This window comes from Guptibacillus hwajinpoensis (assembly GCF_020171785.1).
GTDB classification, from domain to species: domain Bacteria; phylum Bacillota; class Bacilli; order Bacillales; family Guptibacillaceae; genus Guptibacillus; species Guptibacillus sedimenti.
This window is the reverse complement of record NZ_JAIVAE010000002.1, coordinates 325,733-350,230: the sequence shown is the minus strand read 5'-3', so window position 1 is coordinate 350,230 and position 24,498 is coordinate 325,733. Positions and strand designations below refer to the sequence as shown.

28 protein-coding genes are annotated in these 24,498 nt (G+C 40.5%); 9 read left to right on the top strand and 19 right to left on the bottom strand.

Annotation, left to right across the window (positions count from 1 at the left end; translation table 11 throughout):
• Positions 1 to 11: 11 nt before the first annotated feature.
• Positions 12 to 815, top strand: a complete 804-nt coding sequence (locus LCL91_RS02285) for an ATP-grasp domain-containing protein (RefSeq protein WP_224879607.1) — start codon at positions 12 to 14, stop codon at positions 813 to 815.
• Positions 816 to 837: 22 nt separating this feature from the next.
• On the opposite strand, the gene LCL91_RS02280 is transcribed toward LCL91_RS02285, so the two are convergent.
• From LCL91_RS02280 to ylbD, 3 genes are all read right to left on the bottom strand, one after another.
• Positions 838 to 1,230 carry a hypothetical protein gene (locus tag LCL91_RS02280; RefSeq protein ID WP_224879605.1) on the bottom strand — a complete coding sequence of 131 codons (393 nt, stop codon included), beginning with the start codon at positions 1,228 to 1,230 and terminating at the stop codon, positions 838 to 840.
• Between the two features lie 63 nt (positions 1,231 to 1,293).
• A complete protein-coding gene (locus LCL91_RS02275) occupies positions 1,294 to 1,527 on the bottom strand; it encodes a YlbE-like family protein (protein ID WP_098443268.1) in 234 nt (77 codons plus the stop codon).
• An 11-nt stretch (positions 1,528 to 1,538) separates the two neighbouring features.
• Positions 1,539 to 1,931, bottom strand: a complete 393-nt coding sequence (gene ylbD, locus LCL91_RS02270) for a YlbD family protein (RefSeq protein WP_224879602.1) — start codon at positions 1,929 to 1,931, stop codon at positions 1,539 to 1,541.
• 147 nt (positions 1,932 to 2,078) lie between these two features.
• Between ylbD and LCL91_RS02265 the strand changes: the two genes are divergently transcribed.
• Positions 2,079 to 2,573, top strand: coding sequence for a PaaI family thioesterase (locus LCL91_RS02265; protein WP_224879600.1), 495 nt, complete (start codon positions 2,079 to 2,081; stop codon positions 2,571 to 2,573).
• Here LCL91_RS02265 and LCL91_RS02260 read toward each other — a convergent pair.
• Positions 2,560 to 3,639, bottom strand: a complete 1,080-nt coding sequence (locus LCL91_RS02260; RefSeq protein ID WP_224879598.1) for a CAP domain-containing protein — start codon at positions 3,637 to 3,639, stop codon at positions 2,560 to 2,562. The two genes, LCL91_RS02265 and LCL91_RS02260, sit on opposite strands and share 14 nt — an antisense overlap.
• A 156-nt stretch (positions 3,640 to 3,795) precedes the next feature.
• Positions 3,796 to 4,527, bottom strand: a complete 732-nt coding sequence (locus LCL91_RS22160) for a YugN family protein (protein ID WP_369522932.1) — start codon at positions 4,525 to 4,527, stop codon at positions 3,796 to 3,798.
• Positions 4,528 to 4,733: 206 nt separating this feature from the next.
• Here LCL91_RS22160 and safA point away from each other — a divergent pair, with 206 nt between their 5' ends.
• Positions 4,734 to 5,357 carry a SafA/ExsA family spore coat assembly protein gene (gene safA, locus LCL91_RS02245; RefSeq protein WP_224879595.1) on the top strand — a complete coding sequence of 208 codons (624 nt, stop codon included), beginning with the start codon at positions 4,734 to 4,736 and terminating at the stop codon, positions 5,355 to 5,357.
• Between the two features lie 37 nt (positions 5,358 to 5,394).
• Here the strand turns inward: safA and LCL91_RS02240 are convergent, their stop codons facing one another.
• The gene (locus LCL91_RS02240) at positions 5,395 to 5,760 is read right to left on the bottom strand and encodes an Asp23/Gls24 family envelope stress response protein (protein WP_224879593.1); all 366 of its coding nucleotides are present in this window, start codon (positions 5,758 to 5,760) and stop codon (positions 5,395 to 5,397) included.
• A gap of 153 nt (positions 5,761 to 5,913) precedes the next feature.
• Here LCL91_RS02240 and ytvI point away from each other — a divergent pair, with 153 nt between their 5' ends.
• Positions 5,914 to 6,972, top strand: a complete 1,059-nt coding sequence (ytvI, locus tag LCL91_RS02235; RefSeq protein ID WP_224879591.1) for a sporulation integral membrane protein YtvI — start codon at positions 5,914 to 5,916, stop codon at positions 6,970 to 6,972.
• 84 nt (positions 6,973 to 7,056) lie between these two features.
• Here the strand turns inward: ytvI and LCL91_RS02230 are convergent, their stop codons facing one another.
• From LCL91_RS02230 to cyoE, 5 genes are all read right to left on the bottom strand, one after another.
• The gene (locus tag LCL91_RS02230) at positions 7,057 to 7,401 is read right to left on the bottom strand and encodes a cytochrome C oxidase subunit IV family protein (protein WP_160919230.1); all 345 of its coding nucleotides are present in this window, start codon (positions 7,399 to 7,401) and stop codon (positions 7,057 to 7,059) included.
• 4 nt (positions 7,402 to 7,405) lie between these two features.
• Positions 7,406 to 8,023: a cytochrome c oxidase subunit 3 gene (locus LCL91_RS02225; protein WP_224879589.1), complete on the bottom strand. Its 618-nt coding sequence runs from the start codon at positions 8,021 to 8,023 to the stop codon at positions 7,406 to 7,408.
• On the bottom strand, positions 8,020 to 9,858 hold the full coding sequence (ctaD, locus tag LCL91_RS02220; RefSeq protein ID WP_224879586.1) for a cytochrome c oxidase subunit I: 1,839 nt from the start codon (positions 9,856 to 9,858) through the stop codon (positions 8,020 to 8,022). The genes LCL91_RS02225 and ctaD overlap by 4 nt, the downstream gene beginning before the upstream one ends.
• Positions 9,859 to 9,884: 26 nt before the next feature.
• Positions 9,885 to 10,910 carry a cytochrome c oxidase subunit II gene (coxB, locus tag LCL91_RS02215; RefSeq protein ID WP_165995183.1) on the bottom strand — a complete coding sequence of 342 codons (1,026 nt, stop codon included), beginning with the start codon at positions 10,908 to 10,910 and terminating at the stop codon, positions 9,885 to 9,887.
• Positions 10,911 to 11,019: 109 nt separating this feature from the next.
• On the bottom strand, positions 11,020 to 11,961 hold the full coding sequence (gene cyoE, locus LCL91_RS02210; protein ID WP_098443257.1) for a heme o synthase: 942 nt from the start codon (positions 11,959 to 11,961) through the stop codon (positions 11,020 to 11,022).
• Positions 11,962 to 12,344: 383 nt separating this feature from the next.
• Between cyoE and LCL91_RS02205 the strand changes: the two genes are divergently transcribed.
• Positions 12,345 to 13,238: a COX15/CtaA family protein gene (locus tag LCL91_RS02205; protein WP_224879584.1), complete on the top strand. Its 894-nt coding sequence runs from the start codon at positions 12,345 to 12,347 to the stop codon at positions 13,236 to 13,238.
• Between the two features lie 30 nt (positions 13,239 to 13,268).
• Here the strand turns inward: LCL91_RS02205 and pyc are convergent, their stop codons facing one another.
• The 5 genes from pyc to glsA all read right to left on the bottom strand — a co-directional run bounded on the left by pyc (position 13,269) and on the right by glsA (position 20,250).
• Complete coding sequence (pyc, locus tag LCL91_RS02200) at positions 13,269 to 16,709, bottom strand: pyruvate carboxylase (RefSeq protein WP_224879582.1); 3,441 nt, start codon at positions 16,707 to 16,709, stop codon at positions 13,269 to 13,271.
• Between the two features lie 17 nt (positions 16,710 to 16,726).
• Positions 16,727 to 17,887 (bottom strand): putative lipid II flippase FtsW, encoded by a 1,161-nt coding sequence (ftsW, locus tag LCL91_RS02195; protein ID WP_224879580.1) that lies wholly within the window; start codon positions 17,885 to 17,887, stop codon positions 16,727 to 16,729.
• A 434-nt stretch (positions 17,888 to 18,321) separates the two neighbouring features.
• Positions 18,322 to 18,756: a site-2 protease family protein gene (locus LCL91_RS02190; RefSeq protein ID WP_224879577.1), complete on the bottom strand. Its 435-nt coding sequence runs from the start codon at positions 18,754 to 18,756 to the stop codon at positions 18,322 to 18,324.
• Between the two features lie 189 nt (positions 18,757 to 18,945).
• Entirely contained in the window at positions 18,946 to 19,215 is a 270-nt protein-coding gene (locus tag LCL91_RS02185) for a YlaN family protein (RefSeq protein WP_098445722.1), read from the bottom strand.
• A gap of 105 nt (positions 19,216 to 19,320) precedes the next feature.
• Positions 19,321 to 20,250 (bottom strand): glutaminase A, encoded by a 930-nt coding sequence (gene glsA / locus LCL91_RS02180; protein WP_224879575.1) that lies wholly within the window; start codon positions 20,248 to 20,250, stop codon positions 19,321 to 19,323.
• Between the two features lie 118 nt (positions 20,251 to 20,368).
• Between glsA and LCL91_RS02175 the strand changes: the two genes are divergently transcribed.
• Entirely contained in the window at positions 20,369 to 20,857 is a 489-nt protein-coding gene (locus LCL91_RS02175; protein ID WP_224879573.1) for a peptidyl-prolyl cis-trans isomerase, read from the top strand.
• Here the strand turns inward: LCL91_RS02175 and LCL91_RS02170 are convergent.
• Entirely contained in the window at positions 20,854 to 22,182 is a 1,329-nt protein-coding gene (locus LCL91_RS02170; protein ID WP_224879570.1) for a PhoH family protein, read from the bottom strand. The genes LCL91_RS02175 and LCL91_RS02170 overlap by 4 nt on opposite strands.
• A 172-nt stretch (positions 22,183 to 22,354) precedes the next feature.
• Here LCL91_RS02170 and LCL91_RS02165 point away from each other — a divergent pair, with 172 nt between their 5' ends.
• Positions 22,355 to 22,942 (top strand): YhcN/YlaJ family sporulation lipoprotein, encoded by a 588-nt coding sequence (locus LCL91_RS02165; protein ID WP_224879568.1) that lies wholly within the window; start codon positions 22,355 to 22,357, stop codon positions 22,940 to 22,942.
• 32 nt (positions 22,943 to 22,974) lie between these two features.
• Here LCL91_RS02165 and LCL91_RS02160 read toward each other — a convergent pair whose 3' ends face one another.
• Entirely contained in the window at positions 22,975 to 23,439 is a 465-nt protein-coding gene (locus tag LCL91_RS02160) for a pyridoxamine 5'-phosphate oxidase family protein (RefSeq protein ID WP_224879566.1), read from the bottom strand.
• Between the two features lie 99 nt (positions 23,440 to 23,538).
• On the opposite strand from LCL91_RS02160, the gene LCL91_RS02155 reads away from it, so the two are divergent.
• Together LCL91_RS02155 and LCL91_RS02150 are read left to right on the top strand one after the other, a co-directional pair.
• On the top strand, positions 23,539 to 23,739 hold the full coding sequence (locus tag LCL91_RS02155) for a YlaI family protein (RefSeq protein WP_098443246.1): 201 nt from the start codon (positions 23,539 to 23,541) through the stop codon (positions 23,737 to 23,739).
• A complete protein-coding gene (locus tag LCL91_RS02150) occupies positions 23,729 to 24,166 on the top strand; it encodes a hypothetical protein (RefSeq protein WP_224879564.1) in 438 nt (145 codons plus the stop codon). The genes LCL91_RS02155 and LCL91_RS02150 overlap by 11 nt, the downstream gene beginning before the upstream one ends.
• Positions 24,167 to 24,204: 38 nt before the next feature.
• Here LCL91_RS02150 and LCL91_RS02145 read toward each other — a convergent pair whose 3' ends face one another.
• Positions 24,205 to 24,480, bottom strand: a complete 276-nt coding sequence (locus LCL91_RS02145) for a hypothetical protein (protein WP_224879562.1) — start codon at positions 24,478 to 24,480, stop codon at positions 24,205 to 24,207.
• Positions 24,481 to 24,498 lie beyond the last annotated feature (18 nt).

The following is a 24,498-nucleotide window of genomic DNA, read 5'->3' as shown; positions in this document are numbered from 1 at the left end:
CAAAGAAAACTGTGAAACTTATTACGTTCAATCCGTTTCGAACTCTTGGTATGTCAGGCGTATCTTACATTAAACCTGATCATATGTTTAAAGATATTCATGCAATTAGAGAAGCAGATGTACTGCTTTTTCCAGAAAAGTGGCAGGTGAATTCTCTTGTTTATGGATTAAATAAAAAGATTTTCCCTTCGATCCAATCAATTCAACTTGGCTTCGATAAAATCGAAATGACAAGAGCTTTTTGGTCCCTTTCTCCAGATCTTATGCCTTATACCGAAATTGCAGGACGTTCTAACGAGTCAATTGAACGCATTCTAAATACGTTCCCTTTCCCTTTTGTCGCAAAAGAAGTTAGAAGCTCAATGGGAAATGGTGTCTTTTTGATTCGAACAGAAGAAGAATTCCATGCATATGCAGAGCGCAATGAGGTGCTCTATGTGCAAGAATATTTACCAATTGAGAAAGATCTACGCGTGGTTTATGTTGGAAATTCTGTTGTATCAGCCTATTGGCGTGTTGGAGGCGAATCATTTCTAAATAACGTCGCACAAGGTGGCAAACTTTCTTTCCATGATATTCCTGAAGAAGCGCTCCAGTTAGTTGATCAGACCGCAAAAGCGCTTGGGATTAATCATGCCGGTTTTGATGTGGTTTGTTCTAATGGAAAGTATTACTTTTTGGAATTCAACTGTTTATTTGGTAATCAAGCACTTGTCCACCAGGGAATTGAAGTTGAGAAATTGATTTTCAACTATTTACAAGAGCAGTTTCCACCTATCGTCCCGCCAACAACGCCATTTAAGCAAATATCTTAACCATAAGCCTCCTAATAGAGGCTTATTTTATTTCCACTTTCATTTCTTTTAACGATAAATACCGCCCACCGTCTTCCCGCATAATATCAAGACGAATCGAATGCTTTCCTTCAGGTAAGTTACGTATAACAAACGCGGCTCGGTCAACCGTTTGATACTTTTCACCATCAAGATAGATGTCTAAGTATCCATGATACTCTTTTGTCATATTCCCATCGTCAAATGAAAAATTTGGAATCAAACACTCAATAAAAACGTCTGACCCTTTCACACGATGATTCAATACAACTGGCTCTGTGTTCTCTTTAGCTGAGACATTTTCTTGCAGTGCTTGACTGAACCCAACAACTGGTACACAACAGCTAATCATTAAAGCAATGACCATCAGATGCCTTCCTAAACGCTTAACAACCATATGCATCCACACCCCTTCTTTCCTAAGTGTGCCCACGAGTGAAAAGAATAATAAAAAAAGACCCTAATTTTTTAATTGGGTCATTAAAGCAAGCATCATATTCACCATGTTTAATTGGTTCTGGAAACGGTCAACTTTTTGCGGAAACGTCTGACCGTAGAATGTTTTTGATGCTTCTTCAAACTCTTTTAACGCATATGGTTCTCTACTTAAACGGCGATACCAAACAGGCTGATTCCTTAGAAAAAAAACAAGATCCTGACGATTGGCTAAAAACTCCTGTACTTCCTCACGCATTGCATCTCCCCCTAGTCATGTCGAAACGGGAAAGGAGAATGGGATTGGGAGTAAGGAGGCTGTGACTTTGGTTTACGAAATTGGGACAACACCTCTTGAATTGAATATACGGCACCGCTGAATTGTTCAATCCCTTTTTGAACCTCTTCAAAATTCATTTGTTTAATCGCCCCAAGCATGCTACCTATCCCTTTTTCATTAGTTGCTTCTCGATCTTCTTGATCTTCTTCTTGATTTTCTTCATACCAGCTTGGATCCTCTTCACCAAAAAGCATCCACTCCTCAAACAACTCTTGAAGCGTTTTTTCCTTCTGCTTCACTTTTTTTAGTACATGAGGATGAGCTTTGACGAACGTTTTAAATTCCTGAACTTTTTGACTTCCCTTTTCTTTTGCTTCAGGCAAATTCGCCACCTCCACTTCCATGAAACCTAAATGGTCTTACTACATCATAATTAGACTTTTAACAATTGTGCGCCTATTTATTGGTGAATGAGACCTTTATTGATAAACTAATAGAAACGATAACTTGTCAAAAGGAATGGTGCTTATATGGAAGACCAGCAACTACTTCAATTTTTTTCAGAAATCCTAGCTGAGGCAGATGAAAATGAAAAAAGCGCTCTCTATTCATTATTAGAAGGCGTGCTAAAGAAACAAAGAAATGAGTATAAGACGTATTTAGCTGGGTTAATGGGAATTAAGAGCAAGCTTCTCGATGAAAATACATACGAAAGCATCATACCCGTTCGAGACCTTGTGCATAATCCTCTTCAAATGGTTCATGGAGGCATCACGGCATCCTTAATTGATATTGCGATGGGCTCACTTGTTCACCAATCACTTCCTTCTGATCAGGCAGCAGTGACATCTGAGATGAACATCCACTTCCTATCTAAAGGCGATGGCAATGAATTAAGATGCCGCTCCCATATCGTTTTTAAAAGCCATACGAGATGGGTCATAAAAGCGAACGTCTACCGTGATGATGGTACGATCGTGGCCACTGCGACCGGTAATTTTATCGTTATTCCTAGAAAGGTTTAATAAAATTCTGAGTATAATAGTAGCGGAAAACCCCAACACCAATTTCAGTAAATTCTTCATTAAGAAGCGCTTCGCGATGTCCTTTACTGTTCAACCAACCAATCATCGCAGCTCCTGCATCAGGATATCTGGCTGCGATGTTTTCTCCTGCATAACTATAAAGCACGTCTCCTTCCTTTAAACGATCGGAAAGCTCTCCTTCAGATGGAGAAGTATGTGAAAAATAATTATTCTCTTCCATATCTTTGCTATGACCAAACGCCACATTGGCCACTTTATCGTTATAACCAAGTGGTTTTTTATCTGAAAGGTTACGAAGGACATTTGTCATTGCATGTATTTGCTTTTCCATCGCCGTCTGAACGCCCTGCCATTCTTCTTCTGATAACTCTTTGGGCTCTAGCAATCCACCGCGATAAGAAACGGCATATGGTCTTTGTTTAACGAGAACTCCGGGCTCTGCAATTCTAACCGCACGCAAGCTTCCATTAAATTTATCAAAATAATATTGGGCAAATAATCCTTCGTGAATCGCCACTAACGGTTTTAGCTGCTGTTCTTCTTTTGTTAATTGAAAACGATAGTCATAAGCATCAAATTTCACGGAAATTTCCTTTTGAGGTGCTTCATCCTTGAAAATAGTAGAAGCCTGTTCTCCCATTGGGTATCTCTCTCCAGCATCCACATCTCCCATAAAAAAGACCGTGACAACTCGATTTTCTTCTACACCAATTTGTAAATAAGCTGAGTTAGACTGTTCATAGATCCACCACTCATATCCGTAAGAACTAGGGTCAATTCGATCAGGTTCACCCAGATTCGATTTCATTGTATCAACTTCTTGGCCTACCCATTTTTCGATGCCTGTTAGCTCAGGTAGTGGTTCATCTTTCGCTATTGACTCTTCCTGCTTCACATCTTCTGTCGTGTTTTCCAACACAAATTTCTCTTCGTTAATGATTCGTTCAACTTCTGTGCCGATGTTACGCCACTCGATTTTGTCGTAAACGTCTATTCCAATGACGATCACAACAATTAGCAAAGCGAACCGAAGGACATTTTTCATAGGACAGTCGCCTCCATTTCGTTGTATCTATTATGCCTTATCCATTATAGAAACTGCAACGATTAGACTGGTACTCTCCTGACTACACTCTGCTTCATGGCGATCGTTCGTTTCTCTTAATCAAGACAAAAAAAAAGAGCACCAGGCTCTTCTTTTTTATGCGTTCATTTTTTCTTTCAAATGGAAATAGGAAACAATCCCCACAAAACGCTCTCCGTCTACGACAATAGCTTCTGTTAAGCGCGACTCATTCATTAAGTCTGCTGCTTGCTCAGGTTTCATATCTGGAGAAAGTGTCATTGATGGCTTTTCTAAAAGCTCTTCCACTTTCGTCATTCCTGCTTGATTATCGGCAAATCCACCAACCGCAATTGCACGATCCGTTACAATACCTACCAAGTCTTCTCCATCACACACAGGCACGATCGTTACGTTTTCCTTCTTCATAATAGCAGCTGCTTCAGCAACGCTATCAGATGGTTTAGTTGGTGTAACATATTGGGCGATATCCCCTACTGAAACCATGCTTCTTTGAAGAGCTGAACCTAATTGATCACGAAGAATTTCGAGTTTCTTATAGCATGTGTTAAGAATTGTTTCTGGAAATTCTTCATCATACTCTACGCCATGTGGGTAGTAATGCTTTCCAACATAAGGCTTGCCTAATTTAATGACAGCATAAGAGGAATCAACCATACCTTCGACTGCAACCCCAGGTACTCGAAGATAGTAAACATCACCGTTTGTCATATCCTCAAACTTATAATCATATGTAACGCGCTCATAATCCCACTGCCCAGCAAGAACTAAACCGTTTTCATGCATGATGTGATCGAGAATCGGAAATTGAACGATCGTAGATTCAAGACCAGTCTTATCAAATTTCATAATTCATTTGCCTCCTTTGTAATTCACAACACGGTCACTCTTTAATAATAGTATAACGAGCAGTGTAGTTGCAATGTTTACTTGGTTGAATAACCTTTATTACACCTCCTATTATCCTATCCAAACTAAAATGAAATAATTGATTAAATTATTCGGAATGATTATTTTCGCTTCTGGTCAAACTACGATGGAAAGGGGATGATCAAATGAAAAAGCTATTCCTACTATCAAGTCTTCTCGTAACGATGATAGTCCTTCCAGATGTGGCACTTGGTCAAACTACATATACGGTGGAATCTGGAGATACGTTATGGAAAATCTCGAAGCGCTATCGAATCGGTCTTACAGAAATTATTAGCGCCAATCCACATTTTGAAAATCCAGATCTTATCTATCCTGGTGATCAAGTCAACGTACCAACCGCTAATCCATCCATCGAGAAATCAAAGGATGTCGGTCAACAAGTTATGGACTTAACAAATGAAGAAAGGGCAAAAAATGGCCTATCTCCGCTAACATGGAATTGGCAAGTTGCCAGAGTCGCGAGATATAAATCCTCGGATATGAGAAACAAAAATTATTTTTCACATCAATCACCGACATACGGCTCGCCATTTAACATGCTTGACAGTTTCGGAGTAAGCTATCGAAGTGCCGGTGAAAATATCGCTGCAGGGCAAGCTACTCCTGAAGAAGTTGTAAAGGCATGGATGAATAGTGAAGGTCATCGAAAAAACATCTTGAACCCCGGATATACTGAAATTGGTGTAGGTTACGTCTCTGGTGGTTCATATGCCCATTACTGGACGCAAATGTTCATTTCTAAATAAGAAGAAAACTCCCTCCATTGCTAAGGAGGGAGTTTCTCTATACCTGTTCATCATCCACTTGTAGGTGTAAGCTTGCAACAACAACGTTCACTTCATCTACCTGTAACCCAGTCATTTTTTCAACATCATTCTTAATTCGTTCCTGGAGAACGAAGCATGTATATGGAATAACTTCTCCAAAATCAATAGCTACCTCGACCTTTAACGCTAATCCTCCATCTTCCTGCATGTTTTCATACTGGAAAGATGATCGCTTTCCTTTCCCAACCATCTTCCTCAGCGTTTTTTTAACTGGAGCGTCAATTGAATGGATCCCCTCTGTCTCTTTTATCGCAACTTCTAAAATGAAATCAATCACGTTTTCTGAGATGGAAAGGCTTCCTTGTTGAAGTGGTTTTCTCATGATGTTTTCCCCCCTCTAGCCATTCTCTCCTACTATTATATGAACGGCTGAAAATGAATTATTCGTCAAATAATTCATTTCTCTCTACTGGTAAAGCGTGTAAGTCCGTACTATAATAGAGTAAGATGGTTTGACTTAGAAAGGAGAACAAGATTGCCAAAGTTCCTCACAAAACGATTCTTACTAATATTATTGGTCATTGCGCTTTTAGCAGTGCTTGCTTTCTGGATCTTACCCGTCTCCATTCCTCTTATTCTCGCGTTTCTCAGCGCCCTTGCCCTTGATCCAGCTGTTAAACTGATTCAAAAGAATACGAAACTGAAGCGGTATTTTCCAGTTATTATTGTGTTCACTTTATTTGTTATCCTCATTGCGTTATTAGGTTACTTCCTTATAACCAAGGTGATTACCGAAGGAATAGCGTTAGTCGAAAATTCCCCACTGTACATACAGAACATTACTCAGTTGTGGGATAACATGGAATCAAACATGGAAGCTGTTTCAAAAAGTTTCCCACCTGAATTCGTTCAGGAATTTACCAATCAAGTTGATCGATTCCTTGAAAACACGAAGGATACAATCAGCAGCATTGATTACTTAAAAATCATTACCATCATTGTTACAGGCATTCCAAATTATCTAGTTAGTATTGTTGTCTATTTAATTGCACTTTTCTTGTTTTTAATGGACTTACCAAGACTTAAGAAAAAATCTTATTCTTATTTATCTGTCCAAACGGCTGAGAAAGTTCAATTTATGACAAGTCGTTTATCTTACGTTATTTTTGGTTTTTTTAAAGCGCAATTTCTTGTGAGCATTATTATTTTTGTCGTTAGTTTAATTGGCTTGTTATTCATTACTCCGAAAGTAGCGCTTTTAATGGCCTTTATTATTTGGGTGATTGATTTCATACCAATTATTGGTTCAATTGTTATACTCGGACCTTGGGCTATTTATTACTTAATTACCGGTGACATTGCAACGGGAAGTCAAATGGCGATCCTCGCCGTCGTTTTGCTTGTGATTCGCCGAACGGTAGAACCTAAAGTAATGGGCCGTCACATTGGACTCTCTCCACTGTCTACGCTCATTTCAATGTACATCGGCTTAAAGCTACTTGGTATTATGGGCTTCATTATTGGACCGATTCTTCTAATCGCATTCAATTCAGCAAGAGAAGCTGGTCTAATTAAAATTAATTTTAAACTTTAATAATAAAGCGCACTCTGCTGCGCTTTTTATTGTGCAAAAAAAGAAGCTGTTCCATGTGAACAGCTTCTTTCTCTTTCATTTCAATTACCAAATCATGCCCATTAGGCCAACTACACACGTACCAGCTACGAATACTCCAAAGAATATTCCCCATGCTGGATACTGGTGACCTTTATGGCTTAAATGCATAAACATATAAAGTTGAAATACCAGCTGAATACCTGCAAGAATCATGATGAAAACAACGGTAAAAGCATCAGAGATTGCATCGCTTGCTACAGCTACAAATGCAATCATCGTTAGGAAAATCATCATGGCAAAAGAAACAATCTGTTGCTTAAATTCCTTTTCATGAGCAATCTTGTGATGAATGTCGAGATGACTTTGATCGTGCTCTGACAGTGTATCATGACCTTCATGATGTGCCATTAAATTAACCCACCTTTCCCATTAGGTAAACGACTGTAAAGATGAAAATCCATACAACGTCAATAAAGTGCCAGTAAAGCGCAAAGAGATAAAATTTCGGTGCCGTATATAGGTCCATCCCTCTTCTTAGATTACGAACAATAAGAATCGTAATCCAGGAAATCCCTACAAATACGTGAGCTCCGTGAGTACCTACTAACGTGTAGAAAGCAGATCCCCATGCACTACTTTGAATCGTATGACCGTATTCATGTACATAGTGATTAAACTCATAAATCTCAAGACCTAGAAAAGCAAGGCCTAGAAGTCCAGTCACCACAAACCAGCCAATCATACGCTTAAAATGATTTGTTTTAAGTGCCATCGTAGCAAACACCGATGTTAAACTACTTGATAACAAAAGCATTGTCGCAATAAAAACAAGTGGAAGTTCAAACAGCTCATTCGATGTAACCCCACCGTTTGTTGCATTCCTTAATCCTAAGTATACCCCAAAAAGCGAGGCGAAAAGCACGGTTTCGCCTCCGAGGAAGAACCAGAAACCAAGAAATTTATTTTTACCTTCTAGCGTAGCCCGTTCTGGATTGGCAGGCAACTTAGTCATTGCTTCGTTCGATTTCATTTGCCTTCCCTCCCTTCATCAGGCAGATCTTCCTTATGGATATGATAGCCGTGATAATCAATGACAGAGCGTAGAATCATCGCTACTGCCGTAATCACAAGGCCACCGATCGCAATCACCCAATTCGAGTACATTGCTGCAAGAGCTGCAATAAACAACCCGATAGAAAGAACAAGTGGAAGAATTGAGGAGTCCGGCATATGAATATCATCGAGCGGCTCCGCTGCAATCATTGCCTTATTACCAGCACGTTTTTCTAACCACCATGCATCAAGACCACGAACGAGTGGAGTTTGAGCAAAGTTGTATTCTGGAGCTGGTGATGCAATCGCCCACTCAAGCGTACGAGCATCCCATGGATCATTCCCAGCTTTCTTGCCTTTAATTGAAGTTTGAATAATGTTCCAAAGCATGATGATCGTTGCAAGTCCCATCAAAAAAGCACCGATCGTTGCTGCAAAGTTTGCCTCATCTAGGCTCTGACCAGAAAGGTACGTATACACTCGACGCGGCATTCCCATAAGACCTAGGAAATGCATCGGGAAGAATGTTAGATGGAAGCCGATAAAGAATAGCCAGAAGTGAAGCTTTCCTAAAAATTCATTTAGTAATGTACCGAAAATTTTCGGCCACCAGTAGTACATACCAGCAAAGAGACCAAATACTACCCCACCAACGATTACGTAGTGGAAGTGAGCAACTACGAAGTAACTATCGTGGTATTGATAGTCAGCAGGCGGCACACTTAACATTACCCCTGTCATACCACCAAGTACGAAAGAAGGAATAAATCCAACAGCAAATAAATTGGCCGTCGGGAAACTTACTTTTCCTCCCCACATAGTGAAAAGCCAGTTAAAGATTTTAACACCAGTTGGAACCGCAATTAACATTGTTGCAACCGCAAAGATCGAGTTTGCAATTGGACCAAGTCCAACCGTAAACATATGGTGAACCCATACCATGAAACCTAAGAAACCAATAAGAGCTGTTGCGAAAACCATTGCTGAATAACCAAACAGACGCTTTCTTGCAAATGTTGCAATGATTTCAGAGAATATACCGAAAGCTGGTAGAACAAGGATGTAAACTTCCGGATGCCCAAAGATCCAGAAAAGATGTTCGTAAATAATCGGATTTCCGCCTGCTTCAGCTGCAAAGAACTGAGAACCAAACAAACGATCAAACATAAGTAGTGCAAGACCAATTGTAAGTGCAGGGAAAGCAAAAAGAATAAGACCCGATGTAATAAAACTAGACCATGTGAACAACGGCATACGCATAAATGTCATACCTGGAGCTCGCATGTTAATAATGGTGACCAGGAAGTTAATTCCCCCGATTAACGTTCCGATCCCTGAAATCTGAAGTCCAAGAACGTAAAAGTCAACCCCGTTCCCTGGACTTGTGGTCGATAGTGGCGCATATCCGGTCCAACCTGCATCGGGAGCACCGCCCATGAACCAACCAAGGTTTAAGAGCACCCCACCAAGTGAGAACAACCAGAAGCCAAGTGAGTTTACGAATGGAAACGCAACGTCTCTCGCCCCAATTTGGAGTGGAACAATGGCGTTCATAAACCCAAATACTAGTGGCATGGCCGCCAGGAAAATCATTGTAGTACCGTGCATTGTAAGCAGCTGATTAAATGTTTCAGCTCCGACAAAATCAAATTCTGGATAAAGCAACTGCACCCGCAGTAAGATTGCTTCTAAACCACCGAGTAGAAAGAAGAAAGCACCGGAAGCGAGATAAAGTATCCCGATCTTCTTATGGTCAACGGTAGTAAGCCAATCCCATACAGGATTTTTCTTTTTATAAGCATGTGCTGACACGAATGAAACCTCCTTATTTCCGATGACTATTCTTCAACTTTTAGTCCTTGCAAGTAAACAACTAAAGCATCAAGCTCTTCATCATTTAGCTGATCGCCAAAAGCAGGCATGTTATTACCTGGCTTGAATTCTGATGGATTACTGATCCAATCTTTAATGTTCTGATCTGTATGATCAAGAATTCCAGCGACTTTTTCACGATCTCCAAAGTTTGTTAAGTTTGGACCGGTGTTACCGCCTTCACTACCTACAGCGTGACACCCAATACAGCTGTTCGCGAAGATTTCTTCCCCTTGAGCTGCTTGATCAGAAGCTGCCTGTGAACCGGCTTCTTTCATTTTTTCTGCCCACGCTTCAAAATCTTCTTTTTCTTGAGCAATTACTTTAAAATCCATCAATGCGTGTGATGGTCCACAAAGCTCAGCACACTTACCATAATATGTACCAGGTTCCTGAGCATTCAGCCACATTTTGTTCGTTGTAGCTGTGTTCGTATCCATTTTCCCACCTAAAGTAGGCACCCAAAATGAATGCGTTACATCCTTGGAAACGAGTTCAAAATAAACTCTTTCACCAGTTGGGATGTACAAATCTTGAGACGTTTTCACTTCAAGATCCGGATATTCAAATTCCCACCAGTATTGGTGTGCTGTTACCTTGATAACGGTTGCACCTTCAGGCACTTTTTCAGTTCCTTCGTCCAATGCAAACGTCGTCATAACTGTCGGTACGGCAAGGATCAAAAGAAGAATAATCGGCACGACTGTCCATAGAATCTCAAGAACTACATTACCTTCCGTTTGCTCTGGAATTTCATTGTCGCTTTCACCACGTCGTCTGAAACGAACAAGCACAACTGTATAAATGAGTGCTACTACAACGAAAACCCCGATCATGATGTAAAGGCTTAACATCATGAGATTAAATTGCATTTCAGCCCCTTCTCCCTTAGGAAGCATAGCTGTTAGCTGTTCGTTCCCGCAACCCGTAAGCGCTAACGCAATTACCGATAGCAGTGGTAAAAAACGCCAAACATTTCTCCAACGTTTCATTTGCACCTTAAACCTCACTTTCATAATAGCTTTTACTCAAAATTGAGTTATAGGAAGACAAGGTGGGCATCCCTACCCACCATGTCTGACCATACTTTCATTCATACTCTTAAGGATTAATATTTACAGCAATCATAACAATAAATAGGATTGTAATATAGTTGAGCGAGTATACAAACATAATTCGCGCCCACTTTATATCATCCTTCATAAAAAATCCTGCAATGCCAATCGCGAGCCAGCCGAAACCAAGAATAGCTGCCACGGTAATATATACAGGTCCAAAGCTGTAAAGCAATAGGGAAACTGGCACAAGTGCCGCTGTATATAATACAATTTGGCGCTTGGTCATTGGAAATCCTGCCACAACTGGCAACATTGGAATTCCAGCATCTCGATAATCATCAACCCGTTTCATCGCTAGTGCGAGGAAGTGAGGCGGCTGCCAGATAAACATAATTAAGAACATTCCCCATGCGACTGGACTTAAGTTTGGGTCGATTGCCGCCCAGCCAATAAGTGGCGGAAGCGCACCTGAAAACGAACCTACAACCGTATTTAATGAAGTTGTCCGTTTTGTCCACATTGTGTAGAGCACAACGTAAATCACAAGCCCTAATAGACCTAGCAACGCCGCCATCGGTTCAACGATTAGCAACATGATCGTTCCAGCTATTGATAGACCGAGACCTACAAATAATACCTGATTTGCTGGAATTTTGCCGGTTACGGATGGACGTGTATTTGTTCTCGCCATCACCTGATCAATATCACGGTCAATGTAATTATTCAACGATGTTCCCCCGGCAACAACAAAAGCTGTTCCCAACATTGTAAGAATAAGTACCATTGGGTTAGCGAATAGATCAAATCCTGCAGCAACTGAGGCAACCCATAGTCCAGTGAATGCGGTAATTAAATTATCAAACACAATTCCTAATTTCGTAAGTGTTAAGAAATCCTTCCAAGTACCAGACGGATTCGCCTCTGATAACGGACCTGGTTCCATAACGCGGTTCGAAGCTTCATATGCAGTTCTAGCTTTACTCAATCTACACACCTCCTTTTTCAAACGACTGAAGTAAATCAGTCTTTCGATCATTCATGTTAGACAATCTTATAAGAAGACTGTGTAAGCCCTGTTTATTATTTGCTATCACGATTACCCCTCCAGGTTTCTTCCATTCTGTTAAGCAAAATGTAAATCAATCTTCACATCTTACTATTATATCTTGCTAACAGCTATGGTAAGATAATGTTGGTTTTGTGAAAGGAAGCAGTATCCGCAATCCTTATCCATTATAAACGAATCTAATTGTTTTGTATACGTCGTTTCATAATGGTCTATCCTTTCATACGCACAATGTTGGTTTTGCTTCTTCACACATTCATTGTACTATGATTTACACTCAATTAGATAAGAAGGTGTTATTTGTGAATAAATTGTTGAAATTATTCGGGATTTTAACCTCGTTTGGCATGTTACTCGTTCTATTAATGGGGGCTGTCGTAACAAAAACGGGATCAGGTGACGGCTGTGGGAACTCCTGGCCGCTCTGCTATGGAAAGGTTCTACCTGAGGCACCTGAAATTGAAACGATTATTGAAGTCAGTCACAGAATTGTGTCAGCAGCTTTAGGACTCCTCGTTATTATTCTTGCGATATGGACATGGAGAAAAATAGGACATCTTCGCGAAACGAAATTTCTAGCGATTGCTTCCGTATTCTTAATTGTCTTCCAAGGATTGCTTGGCGCTGCTGCTGTTGTTTGGGGGCAGTCAGATATTATCCTTGCTTCACACTTTGGTTTTTCGCTAGCTAGTTTTGCAAGTGTCGTTCTTTTAACTATTCTCGTATTCGAAGCTTCGGGTAATCAAAAAACGCCTCATGTGCCTAAGCGTATTCGCATTCATTTATATGCGATCACCATTTATTCCTATATTGTGGTTTATACAGGTGCGCTAGTTCGCCATACAGGGGCAAGCATGGCATGCGAGAATGTCCCGTTTTGTAGCGATGGTCAACTCTTTGCAGTAACTGGACCGCAGGGAATTCAAATGTTACACCGAACGGCAGCAATATTGATTTTTGTTTGGCTGCTTTATATTTTAATTATTGGGTTGAAAGAGTTTAAATCTAAAGGAACGATGCGGACAGGTCTAATTGTTTCGTTTGTGTTTGTAAGTTTACAGGCATTGAGTGGTATGCTTGTTGTCGTTTCAAATTTAAATTTATTTCTTGCCCTCTTCCATGGACTTTTTATATCTGGACTATTTACCGTTCTACTCTACCTAGTTATGCTTTCCTTACGAAGTGGCAGGCAATAAAAAAAGCTGCGCAAAATGCGCAGCTTTTTTTCATTCGTTCATTTCTAACAATAGATCTCCTGATTCAATACCCTCACCATTTGCTACATGAATATGTTCCACAACCCCACTTCGAGGAGCTTGAACCGTTGTTTCCATTTTCATCGCTTCTGTAATCATCAGGTGGTCGCCTTTGTTTACTCTCTCACCTTTTTCTACAAGTACCTTTATCACTGTTCCAGGCATTGTTGCACCAATGTGATTAGGATTAGCGCGATCTGCTTTTGGTTTAGCAGCGATAGCGGTTTTAATATTTTCATCTTTAATAACTACTTCACGAGGCTGACCATTCAACTCAAAGTAAAGCGTACGCTTTCCTTCTATGTTTGGCTCTCCAATGGATACTAGCTTTACAATCAACGTCTTACCCTGCTCAATCTCTACTTCAACTTCTTCACCTAAACGCATGCCATAAAGGAAGGTTGGTGTATCAAGAACAGATACGTCTCCAAACATTTCCTGAACCTCTTCATACTCTAGATAGACTTTTGGATAGAGCGCATAAGAGATAAGATCATGGCTCGTAACTTGACGATTTAGTTTGTGGTAAAGAGTCTCTTTCAAATCTGTAAAATTCACAGGTTCGAGGAGTTCCCCCGGCCGTGTCGTAATTGGCTCTCTCCCTTTAAGAATAATTTGCTGAAGTTCTTTTGGGAATCCTTGATAAGGCTGGCCAAGGTAACCCTGGAATAGTTCAACTACAGAATCAGGAAAATCAAGCGTTTCACCACGGTCATAAACGTCGTCTTCAGTTAAGTTATTTTGGACCATGTATAGCGCCATATCCCCGACAACTTTTGAAGAAGGTGTTACTTTTACAATGTCACCAAACATTTCATTTACTCTTCGGTACATTCGCTTAACTTCATCCCAGCGTTCTCCTAAACCAACACCTTTTGCTTGCTGTTGAAGGTTACTATATTGCCCGCCTGGCATTTCATGTTCGTACACTTCTGTGTGCGGAGCTGTCATGCCACTTTCAAACCCGCTATAATATTTTCGAGTATCCTCCCAGTAATGAGACAATTGCTCTAGCGCGTTTATATTGATGTCCGGCTTTCTGTCTGATCCATCAAGTGCATAATACAAGGAATTAGCACTTGGTTGAGATGTTAAGCCTGCCATAGAGCTTACTGCTACATCTACAATATCTACGCCTGCCTCAATGGCTTTTGCGTATGTATAGATTCCGTTACCGCTCGTATCATGCGTATGAAGGTGGATTGGGATTGAGACTGTTTCCTTTAAAGTTGAAACGAGTTCATATGCGGCATGTGGTTTCAAAAGGCCAGCCATGTCCTTTATGCCTAGAATATGTGCTCCCGCTTGTTCTAACTCTTTAGCAAGCTCTTGATAATAAGTTAAGTTGTATTTTGATTTAGAAGGATCAGAAATATCCCCAGTATAACAAATCGATGCTTCAGCAATCTTCCCTGTTTCACGCACTGCCTCAATGGCCTTTGTCATACCTTCCACCCAGTTCAAACTATCAAATATACGGAATACGTCAATGCCAGCATCAGCAGACTTTTGTACAAATTCACGAATTAAGTTATCTGGATAGTTCTTATAACCAACAGCATTCGAAGCGCGTAGTAACATTTGGAACATGACGTTCGGCACTTGCTTTCTCAATTTTATTAGACGATCCCACGGATCTTCTTTTAAGTAGCGGAGAGAAACATCAAACGTTGCCCCGCCCCACATTTCCATTGAAAACAAATTCGGCGTCATTCTCGCTGTTGGACCTGCAATGTGAAGTAAATCTGTTGTACGCATTCTTGTGGCGAGAAGCGATTGATGCCCATCTCGGAATGTTGTGTCTGTGAGCAAGGTCTTCTTCTGCTCTTTCACCCATTGTACAAGTCCCTCTGCCCCTTCTTCATCAAGAATTTGCTTAGTACCTCGAGGGATTTCTTCACTGTATTTTAAATGCGGTACCCTTCTTTTTGAAAATGTTGGTTTTTTCTTATTATCAAGACCAGGAAATCCATTAACCGTAATATTCCCAATGTACGAGAGCATCTTCGTTCCGCGGTCCTTTCGCTTTGGAAACACAAACAGCTCTGGTGATGAATCTATGAATGACGTATCATAAACACCTGATCGGAAATTCTCATGTTTCATTACATTTTCAAGAAATGCAATATTTGTTTTAATTCCTCTAATCCGGAATTCTTTTAAATTTCTGACCATTTTAGATGAAGCATGGTCAAAACTTAGTGCCCAGGTCGAGAGCTTAACAAGCAATGAATCATAATACGGGGTAATAACCGCGCCCTGGTAAGCATTCCCTGCATCCAGACGTACGCCAAAGCCTCCACCTGATCGATAAGCCATAAGCTTTCCGGTATCTGGCATAAAGTTGTTCTCCGGATCTTCTGTGGTAACACGACATTGAATGGCATAGCCGTGACAGTCGATGGCCTCTTGCTCTGGAATACCGAGGCGATCACCATGAATATTTTCACCTTCAGCAATCATGATTTGTGATTGCACAATATCGATGCCCGTAATCATTTCTGTAATTGTATGTTCAACCTGCACGCGGGGATTTACTTCTATAAAATAAAACTCACCGTTTTGATTAACTAGAAACTCTACTGTACCTGCGTTAACGTACTGCACATTTTCCATCAGCTTAACGGCAGCTTCACATATCTCTCTCCTAGCATTCTCACTAAGAGACACGCTTGGTGCTACTTCAACAACTTTTTGATGGCGACGCTGGACAGAGCAATCTCTTTCATAGAGATGAATTGTATTTCCATGTTTATCTCCAAGAATTTGAACTTCAATGTGCTTAGGGTTCTCGACAAACTTCTCCACATAAATATCATCTGCACCGAAAGCCGCTTTCGCTTCTGATTTCGCGCGATCGTATGCATCCGCGAGCGCTTCCTGGCTTCGAACGATCCGCATTCCTCTTCCACCGCCACCAAGAGCAGCCTTTATCATCAGAGGATAGCCATTTTCATCAGCAAAAGCCTTTACCTCATCAAGTCCTTCCACCGGGCCATCTGTTCCAGGGATAACGGGAAGACCCGCAAGAATCGCTTGCTTTCTCGCCTCCACTTTATCTCCAAACATTCTAAGGTGTTCAAGCTCTGGACCAATAAATATGATGCCTTCTTCTTCACAACGTTTGGCGAACTGAAGGTTTTCTGAAAGAAAACCATAGCCAGGATGGATCGCATCGATATTATTTGTTTTGGCAATTTCAATAATCCCCTCAATATCAAGATAAGCATCGATCGGCTTCTTATCTTCTCCAACAAGATAAGCTTCATCTGCTTTATACCGATGATAAGAACCACTGTCTTCTTTTGAATAAATCGCGACTGTCCGGATATTTAACTCCGTACAGGCACGAAAAATACGAATTGCGATTTCCCCTCGATTGGCGACAAGAATTTTTGAAATAGCTGTCATGATAATTCCTCCTTAAACTAAAGCTGCATTTCAACGTTACTATCCTTGTTGATATAACCTGTTTTTTGTTCTTTTCTTATATTCACAAACGCAGAAACGTTTATTAATATCCCTACTGATATCATTAGTAGAATTAAAGATGAACCTCCATAGCTTATAAATGGGAGCGGAACACCTGTAACGGGTAACCAGCCAGTAATAGCACCCAAATTAACGGCGGTCTGAACACCAATCATTCCAGAAATCCCAATCGCTAACAAACTGCCGAAAGTATCCTTACATCGAATTCCAATAACAAACCCTTTGAAGACGATATAGCCTAGCAATCCAATTACAAATACAACTCCTAACAGCCCCAACTCTTCAGCGACAATCGCCATAATGAAATCGGTATGGGGTTCAGGGAGAAAGCCGTATTTTTGTATGCTTTGTCCAAATCCCTGGCCAGTAATGCCTCCTGATGCTATCGCAATATAAGAATTAATAAGGTGAAAGCCACTATCTTCTGGATCTGAAAAAGGATCATAAGCACCTGTAAATCTTGAAGCTTGTTCAGGCGATAGCGACATCCAGGCTAAGCCGAACACAATGCCACCGATTATGATAAGGCCCAAAATATGGCTCCACTTCATTCCAGAGCAGAAAATCACGATTCCAGAAGTTAATGCGATAATCATCGCTGTACCTAAGTCTGGCTGTGAAGCAACTAATGCAAAAATCAAGCCAATTACGAGAAGTGGCGGCATAGCCCCTCTTACAAAATTAGAAATATAAGCTTGCTTTTTGGAGTAAATGGCAGCAAGGTAAATAATTAACCCAAGTTTGACAAATTCAGACGGCTGAAAGCTAAAGGCGCCAATCTCAATCCAACTTTGAGCATTATTCGTTGTTGAGCCGATTACTTTCACAAGCAATAGCGAGATGACGGATAATCCAAGGATCGGTACAATAAACTTCCGATACGCCTTATAAGGAAACATCATCGCAAGGAAAAACATAATAAGGGAAGCCGCTAGCCAAATAATTTGCCTATTAAAGAAATAAGCACTATTTGTTTCATGGCGCATAACAGCCCAAACCATACTTGCACTATAAACCATCACAAGTCCAAATCCGCACAATAGTAGCACACTAATGATTAACGAGTAATCATAATGCTTAAATAATTTTTTAATCATAGACGTCATCCTACCTGTTTATTTTCTCTTAAGAAGTCCTCATCAGTTCACAGTTCGATTTGATGGTGGTGGTTTTCATTTGGATACCTTTTAAGTGTTTTAGCGGGCAGGCTCCGTTTCTAAACGCTCGTCTCCGCTTTTCTTGTCCAGCTGCGCGGGCCAAATCCTCCGGCTGTTTCGCCCTTTCGATTGAGACAAAAAGCGTCTCATTCGAAAGGGCTCCAACATCCTGCGGATTTAAACGGGCCCGCTACGCTTTTCTTGTCCAGCTGCGACTCGCAGAAACTGCGATATTTCACTCTTTCACCAGAACACAAAAAGCGTGTTCTCGTTCAAGAGCTCCAATATCTCCATTTCTAAACGCTCGTCTCCGCTTTTCGAAGTATGTATAGGTTTCGATGGTTTTTGTTTGAAACCTGCCTGTCCTATAGAAATTAAGTTTTTTTGATTATCGCTTTTACGATGGTCCATCCGTCTGATTCTTTTCCTAGCAGTTTGAAAGGGATCAGGTTGGTTATGCCTAGCCAGAGGTTAAAGAATAAAACCCAGGTTGTGATAGATGGATGGAACGGATAAAGAAGTATTAGTGCAGCGATCGTGAGGTTAACGAGTGGACCAGCTATGGCGATGGCTACTTTTGCATAGGGTTTTTCAGGTTGTGCACTGATGGTCATTCCTCCTGCAAAATAGAAGGCGTTAACGGCTACTTCTCCTCTAGAATGCTTCCATGTCAATACTCTTGGTCCGATCCCAAGATGAAGGTTTACACTGGAGGATGTGAAAATGTTTGCGGCCAGTGTATGTCCTGCTTCATGAAATAACAAACTGATTGGAGCAATGATCAGGAGCACCATGAGCAAATCATTCATTCGTATCTACTCCTAAAATCTTCTGAATTCTTTCATAACCTACTCGTATTCTATCATATTTTCTGCTCATACTCGGAAATTAATGTGTCTGCTTAAAGAGAACGAGCGATTTACACTTTGAACTCATTTAAACTGGTTCTCTACAGAAAAACAAAAAGCTCAAACTATCTACGATAGTTTGAGCTTTCATTATTTCCTCATACTAGCTTCGTGAAGAGCTGAAAGCTGGCGCTCGAGTGATTCAAGCAATTCTTTGCCATCCTCTTCATTAACTAATCCAAGACGAACCGCGAAGTCAATTTCGCGAGATAAACCAAACATTTGCGTATCAAGAACCTCTTCATACAGAGGACACTGAGGCATCGTTAAATTCTCCATTTGAACTTCGATAAGTTTTAGGATCTTATGAGCATCGGCTTTTAACAGCTCGTATGCTTTTTCACGATGTCCTGTTGCCATACCAGTTGACAAATCTGATCCCTCCGTTCCCTTTCCCATTCCTTCTCTTATCATAAAAGGAATACAAAAAAATTGCAAGAAAAAGCAGGGTAAACGCAACCATCTTTAAAAAATACTAAGTCCATACTGTGAAGATAAATTTTCAAGGAGTTTATTACCTGCAATACTATTTCCTTTCGCATCAAGTGGTGGACTGTAGACTCCAATTCCCATTTCATTTGGTACAAGGCTTAAAATCCCACCCGACACACCACTCTTGGCAGGTATCGCTACGTTAATAGCAAATTCGCCTGAAGCGTTGTACATCCCACACGTTACCATAAATGTTTTTACAATTCTCGCAATGTATCTAGGGATAATTCTCCGTTCTGTTTCAGGATCCCTACCTTCATTTGCAAGAACCATCCCGATCCTAGCAAGGTCCTTACAATTCACTTCAATGGCACACTGTTTTGTGTAGGCTTCAAGAAGCATTTCAACGTCATTGTCTATGATGCCATGTTGTTTCATAAAGTAACTTAATGCTCTATTAAGATTAGCCGACTGATATTCTGAATCAGCTACTTCCATATTTATTCCGATACTCGAGTTATTCGTCATGTCGTGTATGAGCTGTAAAATCCGCCCAACTTTTTCTTCCACTGAGTTTCCATGAATCATATTTGTTACAACCAAAGCTCCGGCATTTATCATTGGGTTGAGAGGTTTTGAGGGCACCATCGTCTCAAGCTTCGCAATAGAATTAAACGGATCTCCCGTCGGTTCCATTCCTACCCTTGAGAAAACGTGCTCTTCTCCTGCATCCATGATGGCAAGAGCTAAAGTAAGAACTTTAGAGATACTTTGTAACGTAAACGTCTCTCCAACATCACCGGCAGATAAGCAACCATCTTCTTTAGAATAAATGGCAATGGCAAGTTTATCGGGCTCTGCTTTTGCAAGAGCTGGGATATAGTCCGCTACTTTCCCATCCTTTGTATAAGGTTTACTTCGTCTGACTAGTTCTACTAGTTCTTCTTCTGTACGACATCTCATATTAAATCCTCCCGCTCGGAAAAAATTGACTCTCGCCCTACTGTTCCCCAAATGTGACAAATGCAAGCATAACCGGTATACTTGGTTTGCAAAAGATTTTGATAGTGGGGTGTATGAGATGGAAACGATTCTACCCATCAAGGGGAAAGTCAATTATGCCATTACCTTAGATGCAAGCGTATGGATTTTTGATGATCGCAAGATTGAACTAGAAGATTTTTTGAAATTTGACGATTCAATGAAAACGAATGAGAACGATTACATCCGAGCTCAAGCCGAGCGATGGGAAAGAGAACGCACAGGGATCAAACCTCCCGTTAACAAAAGCATTAAACGTTTTGAGAAAGAACGAGTATTAACCGGAAGCTTTGTTATTCCGTTAAAACCATTTCTCTCTAATGCCGAGCCCGCTAGTGACAGGGTTCAGCTTGAATCGAGTGATGGTAACCAGCATGTTTTAACAATGGAAGAAGCGATGAACGGCTTTCTTCGCTTTTCAAAAGACGGAAAGCCGCTCAGGGAAGATGGACCTACTCACTTCTATTTTGGAGATGGATCTAATGCTTCAGACCCCCTTAAGAATATTTTAGGTATTACCGTCATTTAAAGAAGATCAGCTGCAATTCGGGCAAGCAGAGAACGTTCACCTTTCTCGAGCTTAACATGTCCGCTAAGCGGCTGATCTTTAAATTTTTCTACAACATACGTAAGTCCATTTGTATACTCATCTAGATAAGGATGATCAATTTGTTGCGGATCACCGAGAAGCACAATCTTACTTCCTTCGCCCACCCTCGTTAAAATGGTTTTTACTTCGTGCTTCGTTAAATTCTGGGCTTCATCGATGATAATATACTGATCAGGTAAACTCCTACCACGAATATACGTCAGTGCTTCTACTTGAATGGAACCGATTCCCGAGAGAATCTTTTCAAGCTCACCCGTTTTCTTCACATTAAATAAGTACTCCAAATTATCATAGATTGGCTGCATCCAGGGGCGCAGCTTTTCTTCTTTCTCACCAGGTAAAAACCCAATATCTTTTCCAACTGGTACAATCGGTCTTGCAATAAATAGCTTTTTGTATCGATTTAAATCTTCTGTTTGCATCAAACCAGCTGCCATCGCAAGCAACGTTTTCCCTGTTCCTGCCTTCCCTACTAGAGTAACGAGAGGAATATCACTTCGAACAAGCAGGTCCAGGGCCATTCTTTGCTGAACGTTTCGAGGACCTATCCCCCACATATACTCCGTTTCCATCGCCGTTTTTTCAATTCTTTTCCCATTTTTGTCGACTTTACCAATACCCGATGAAGAGGCCTGTACAGGGTCTTTTAAAATCACATATTGATTAGGATAGAGCGGCCTTCCCTTTAGTTTCTTAGCATCAATAAATTGCTTCTCAAAAAATTGATTCAGTAGTTCTGAATCGACATATCTCTCCTCATACCCTGTGTAAATTTGATTAAATTCCACAACTCTATCAGTTAAAAAATCCTCTGCCTGTATGCCCATTGCATCAGCTTTGACACGAACCAACGCATCCTTACTCACAAGAATAACGGTGCGTCCTGATTTTAACTTTCCTTCTTCTAAAAATAAATTTAACGCCACGGCTAGAATTCGATTATCGTTTGTTTTCTCCACAAATTTATCTTGTAAGTATTGAAATGATCGATGGTTGAGTTCGATTCGAAGCGTTCCTCCATTTTCTAACGGAATCGACTCATGGAGCTTTCCTCTTTCTCGAAAGCCATCAATCATGCGTGATACTTGCCTGGCATTTCTTCCGATTTCATCCATGTACCTTTTCTTTGAATCCACTTCTTCTAACACAACTGCCGGAATGACAATTTCATTCGTATTAAACGAATAAATCGCATTTGGATCCTGGAGTAACACGTTCGTATCTAGGACGTAAACTTTATCCAACACTTCGCCTCCTGACCAAATTTAAATTGCTATAACAGGTACGAAAAACAGTTGGGACTATCTACGTTTTCTATAATCTATGAACTAGCGTATAAAGTTAGACGGTTATTCAGAAAATAATTAACAAACTGCAGTGATTTGTTTCTAAATTGCTCATTACGGAGGTAATCGAATGTATAAAATTCAATGGATTATTGCTCTCTTTCTTCTTGCAGCCTGTCAGGCAAATGATGAACCTGTTGCAGAAGAAAAAGAGCAGACCGAGCGCGTCCAATACGTAAAGCAGTCGGTGCGCACACCTGAGAATCAAAATATGTCAGCGACGGAGATTGCAGAACATCTCGTCACTGTTGCTAAACAAGTTCCTGATGTCAATGACGCAACCGCAGTTGTTACTGGGAAATATGCGGTAGTAGGAATTGATGTGAATCAAAAACTCGATCGTACACGTGTAAGCTCCATTAAGTATACTGTGGCAGAAGCACTCCAAAAAGATCCTTATGGAGCAAATGCGGTCGTTACTGCAGATGCAGATACAACTTATCGATTAAAACAAATGGCAACTGAAATTAAACGAGGGCATCCTGTAGGAGGCATAATGGAGGAACTTGCAGATATTGTTGGTAGGTTAATGCCTGAAGTTCCTAGCAAATCCAATAAATCCGAACCAGAGCCGGTTCGCTCGAACGATAAACAGCTACCTAAGTCAAAAGAAGATGAATTAAAACAACAGCAAGAGGAACAAGATTTAGACAAGTAATTAGATTTGATGCAAAAAAAAGAAACGGACCGTTAACGGTTCGTTTCTTTTTTAAGCTGTGCCATCACGGAGCGGTCTAACTTAGCCGCTGCTTCTGGATCATAAATTTTTTCATATGCAGGCTCTACCGACATTTTTGCTCCATAAAACATAATATCACGTACTTCCTTAATATCTAACTTAAACTTCGTAAGCTTCAGTGGAACGTTTTCCATCCTCTCTTCCATTAAAATAGCTCTTCCAGTAATAGCATACGTACTTTCGTTTCCAATTAGCGTGATTGAAATCTGATCATTCACATTGATATTAGAGACGATTCGCGACTTTTGATCAACAGCAAATACAATTGACTGCTGATCTACTGCATAAAGCCATGAAATGGCACTTACATTTGGCCCGGTTGTTTCATGATCAATTGTCGAAAGAAGAACATACTGCTCTCTTTTAAGCAGTGTTAAAAGGTCATTTGAAAGAGTAACATCTACTTTATTAGGCATATAATTCCCTCCAGTTAATTCCTTCGATTTAACGCATTATACTGCAAAGGATGTGATTATTCATGCTATACTAGCAACATGGAATGAGAGGTGTTAACAATGCGTGTAAAATGTGTATTATGTGATAAAATTGAAAAAATTGAAAGCGGTAGTCCGCTAGCTAAAAAGCTTCGCAACCGACCGATCCACACTTATATGTGTGACACCTGCAATGATCGAATTGAAAGTCGCACAAAAGAACGGAAAGATACAGGTAATTTCAAACTGTTTCATCAGGATGAAACAAATGATGAGTGGTAAAATCAAGTCTGGACTTATTGCTGGTACGATTGCGGGAATTGCTCTAGGGTTCATCTTAAAAGGAATCGAAGCCTTAACAGGTAAACTTGTTTATACCCTTCTTCTAAACATTGATTTTATACCGATTATCGGGAATATCAATTGGCCTGAATGGATTGAATTCCTTTTCCATCTTATAATATCTCTTATTATCGGTGTTGTTTACAGCGTTGTAAGTTCCCGTTATTTTGCTCATCAAAAAAGAGCTCAGGCTATTTTCGCCTATGTTCTGACACTACCCACCGTGTTTCTATACTTTCCGCTCACCTACCTGGCAATAAAACCAACTCCTGATTTATGGGACATTACAGCCATTAGCTACTGGACACTTGGGCATCTGATTTATGCTGCACTCTTGTTCTGTATCTATACATGGAGTGAAAAATAACTTCGTTTAAGAAAGACGTGCTCGGAGCACGTCTTTCTTTATTGATGGTTATATTTTGGTTCATTTTCAATCGAAGTTAACAGCGCTTCGATTAATTCAACTGGAAACTTCTTTGAATCTTCTTCTCCGTTTTGTCGATAATGAACAACGTAATAGTCATGTGACACCTCCACATTCAAATCAGAGACCAGATGATCTTCCGTTAATATTTCATGAAAGAATTCATACGTATCTTGCGCCGCCTGATCGCTCTGTCTTTGATTTGCCACAACTTTAATACTAAGCCAATTGTACATGGTATCCTGAAGATTCAAAGCTTCCCTCCTTTAACG